This window comes from Pseudoalteromonas sp. SR45-5 (assembly GCF_014163565.1).
In the GTDB taxonomy this organism is placed as follows: domain Bacteria; phylum Pseudomonadota; class Gammaproteobacteria; order Enterobacterales; family Alteromonadaceae; genus Pseudoalteromonas; species Pseudoalteromonas distincta.
Window position 1 is genome coordinate 1 of the sequence record NZ_JACJDN010000367.1, and the last position, 4,045, is coordinate 4,045.

Here is a 4,045-nt window from a genome sequence, read left to right on the forward strand (position 1 = left end):
TTGAATCGTTTGCATTAAGGATAATTTTAGAAGTCATGGCTAAGCCTTATAATAGTTAAATACAAATAAACTATTACAAGCTTAATGCCAAAGTATAAAGCACTGTTTTATATAGACTTAAACATACAATTACATTGTAAAATGGTAATTAAATTACTTTTATGTAAATAGAATTACCATTCAATGAGCTATAGATATAAGTTTATTTATTCGTTATGTCCTTTCGTAAATTTGTGTTCTGCTTAAAGTGTGAACGGCTTGATAAAGAGCCATATTAAACACACTTAACTCGCCAATTACCCCAGGACCGATATCTGCACTATAAATTGAGAGTGAGTTTGTAAAATCAATTAAATTCACTTCAATCTTATTATTAACTACAACCTGAATATATTGGCTTTTATTCACTTCGTTTATACATTTGAGAAACTCACTAGAATCCACCTCAAATAGCACACCTAAATACCTACAGAGTTCAAATGTGTGCCTGCCTTCAATAACTATATCGTTATTTAATACTGCATCTATAAAGTCTGGTGCTAACTTATTAAGTGGTTCAAGTGCATGCTGATGATTTTTAACTAAGCTAAAAAATACATCACGGAGACAGAGTAAATGCTGGTACACATAAGCCGACATTTTCACCTGACTTTGAAAGGGTCGCTTAAACATTGCTTGAATGTTTATCTCTTCTGTTAACTCAACGCCTGAATTTAGCTCTAATACTAATTCATGCTTAGCATTTTGCTGTCTAACTTTAACTGCTCTGACGTAAGGCCTAACAAAAGTAAAATTAAGTTCAATAAACTCTTCTGTAATGTCTATTTCTATAAATTTTTTATCATTACTAATAATTGACGCAATATCTAAGCTCTTAAAAAAATCAGCTTCAGATTTAACGTCTATAAGTTTACTTTCTAATTGATTTATTTTGCTTTGTTGATCTTCAAATCTAACTGTTAGTTGACTGATAACATCTTTTAAACCTAGCTCATTAATTAATGTTTTAGTATAAACTTTATCTTTATTATCAAGTAAATCTATTAACCAAGTTTCATTGCTTTGAAATAATGTATTGTTAGCAACGTTACCAAACTTATTTAATATGCTTAGGTTTCTAACTGTTGGGTTATTTTTGTAATTCCAATACAAAGTTCCCACATTGCTGCAACCAACGTTATCTAAGTCATGTACTCTCAACTCTTTGATCATTTCTTCTATTGGTTGCATCGACTGCTCCACTCGCAACGTTAATATTAAATAAGACCGATATTTAAACAGCTCAAATCTATTCTTTTTTCACACTTAGCTTGTATATCAAAAGGCACAACCCACAGCTTCAATTTTCCGTCTTTGTAATTAAAACTATGCGGGAATGCACTGCTAAACACGTCTGTTTTTGGGTAAATAAGAACTAAACTCCCCTTACCATTTAAGTAAGTATGACCATATCCAAGCATTTGATAAAAATCGGCCTGAGAAAGCCCAAACTTGTCTTTTCGTTTAGAGTTTTTCTCATTTATTAATTTCCATTTTGTATCAAGCACAATGTCATGATTTTTATCAGTATCACCTTTGCGTGAGATATATAAGTCCGGTTTTAGTAAAAAATAAGGTGTATTACCATAACCAACTAAAGACTTAGTACTCACCTGAGCAGACACCTCACCAAAGCCCGTAATATGGTTTTTTAAATACTGAGCTACATAACTTTCAAACACCGCTTCCATAGGAAACAACAACGAAAATGCATTGCTCTTGCCCTGCAAAGTTAACGGAGAAAACCCATCAATAATTAGCTTTGTCCACGCCAGTGGGGCTTCGTAATACTTCATTCCTCTATCTAGCTTAACGCTGGCAAAGTCATTTTTTACATTATTACTTAGTGGTATGTCTGCAAAAGCAAATAACAGCTCTTGCAGTAGTTTTTGGTTATTAGCACTACGGCTATAGCCTTTAACCTTTACAAGTGCCGTGTGTATTAACCGGTTAATCGGCCTATTTTGTAAATACTCTTCGTACTCAACATAAAACTTATGTTTATTAATAAAGTTATGCTTAACTTGTTTACCTACCAAAAGCTTACCTTTTAAAAAGGCAACGTTATCTTCTTTTAGTACATAGTCACTTTTAAACCCACGCTTTATTAAGGTATTTACAGAGGCTAAAAACTGACTAATAAAAACCTCTAGTAAAGGTATTTTATTTTCAGCTAAATTAGCGTTATTGGTTTGTAAGTGCCTAAACTGCTTAACTGATTTAAGCATCATTAGTAATGACGCGCGCGAGGCACTGTCATCACTATATTTAGCTACTTTAGGTAATACTTCTATTTGGGTTCCATCGGGAGTAAAAATCACACCTGCATAGTTTTTAACTTGTAATACCTCACAGTTATCAACTTGTCTTAAGCGCATAAATCGACTTTCTGAGTCATCACATAAACATAAGCTTTTTAAATAGTCATATGCACTTTGTGGAATAACCTCTACCCGACTAGACATTTGAGCTTTTTCACAAAAGCCCAAATACCCAAACTCAAAAACAGTAGTTTGCTTTTTTACTTCCGGCATTACTGAGCACTCGAAGCTGTATCTTCGTTTTCTTTGGTATTGCTTGTATCCACTAAGCTATTAAGCATTTTATCGTCATAAATAGCTTGATAGGCTGTCGGGTTATTCCATACTGAACCATGAGCATTAAAATCAGCTAAAGTGAAAGTTGTTTTTGTGTCTTCGTAGGTCTCTAAGCCATGATTTTCACCAAAAATATCAGTATATTTTTCGTTTTTCGATTCCACAAAAATATATTGTTGAAATCCATCTTTGTCTTTTCGGTTGTCACCTAAAACTAAGCGAATTTTATTCCAGTCTTCAAAAAAATACTCTTCAAGTAACGGTATGATTTTATTTTTAAACGTGTTTTTAAGTTCACTAAAGGCTTTTTCTTCAGTATTATCGTCACTATTTAAAGCGTCTAAAACAGGAATTAAAAAAGCATGCCCTAATGTATGCTCTCTGTCATATAGCACTTCGATCCGCTTATTCATTGTTTTAAGTAGCTGTTCTAGGTGAATCCCTTTAACCACTTTGTCTTTAAACAACTCAGGCTGTGGCATCATTTCTATAAAATCAAAACGGCGACGCAATGCAGTATCCATCATTGCTAACGACCTATCAGCCGTGTTCATCGTGCCAATAATATAAAGGTTATCAGGGACTGAAAACACGTCACCCGAGTATGGCAAAACAGTATCTAACTTTTCGTTTTTACCAAGTCTTTTCGAAGGCTCAATAAGTGTAATTAGTTCGCCAAATATTTTTGAAATATTGCCTCGATTTATTTCATCTATAATTAAAACAAAGTTTTTGCGTTCAATATTATTTGACTCAGTGGGTGAAACTAAATCCTTTAAGTACGAAACTAGAGGCCGATAATAAACACCTAGCCCAGATTTGTATTCTCGCTCACCATTAAAAATCGCTCTTAAAGTATTTATACTCAGAGTATGATCTTTACTACCCCCCTGTTTTTCGAAGAATATTCGCTTGTCATTAAAATCGATTACTTTAAATGACGCCTTAGACATTGGAACTTCAACAAATTCTCTCTCAGCTAATTCGGCGCAAAATGCTTCCCAACAACTATCAAAGCTATGTTTTGTGGTTGATTCTTGAAAGGTTCGATATTTAGTTGCTTCAATTACAATTTGTTTAAATACGCCATCTTCAACATCATAGGAAATACTGCCGTTATCGCTAGATGCTTTAAGCCCTTCAACAAACTCTTCATAACCAAAACTCTGATGGAATGTTAAAAATCTAATTTGACCATCTTGCTTAAGCTCTTCGTAATACTCTTTATAAGTTGCTCTTAAGTCCTGGTCATTTTCTACTTTTTGAGCAAAATAAGGATCAACTGCATCAACGGCTAGCTTAACGGTATTAAATGTTTTCCCAGTCCCTGGTGGGCCATATAAAATAGAATTAAGTGGTGCTAATTCAACAGGTTCATTTATAGGGGGAGCTTCTAATTCACTATTTTT

3 protein-coding genes are annotated in these 4,045 nt (G+C 33.6%); all 3 read right to left on the bottom strand.

Annotated elements, in window-relative coordinates; genetic code table 11:
- Nucleotides 1-213: 213 nt before the first annotated feature.
- The gene (locus H5072_RS13400) at nucleotides 214-1,230 is read right to left on the bottom strand and encodes a hypothetical protein (protein WP_182693801.1); all 1,017 of its coding nucleotides are present in this window, start codon (nucleotides 1,228-1,230) and stop codon (nucleotides 214-216) included.
- A gap of 26 nt (nucleotides 1,231-1,256) precedes the next feature.
- Nucleotides 1,257-2,573, bottom strand: a complete 1,317-nt coding sequence (locus H5072_RS13405) for an McrC family protein (RefSeq protein WP_182693802.1) — start codon at nucleotides 2,571-2,573, stop codon at nucleotides 1,257-1,259.
- The coding region (locus H5072_RS21220; protein ID WP_259395950.1) for an McrB family protein at nucleotides 2,573-4,045 on the bottom strand (1,473 nt) is incomplete at its 5' end. The genes H5072_RS13405 and H5072_RS21220, both read right to left, overlap by 1 nt.

Excerpts from the sequence above, each read along its gene's own strand:
- H5072_RS13400 (WP_182693801.1), bottom strand. The coding sequence starts at position 1,230 with ATGCAACCAATAGAAGAAATGATCAAAGAGTTGAGAGTACATGACTTA.
- H5072_RS13405 (WP_182693802.1), bottom strand. The coding sequence starts at position 2,573 with ATGCCGGAAGTAAAAAAGCAAACTACTGTTTTTGAGTTTGGGTATTTG.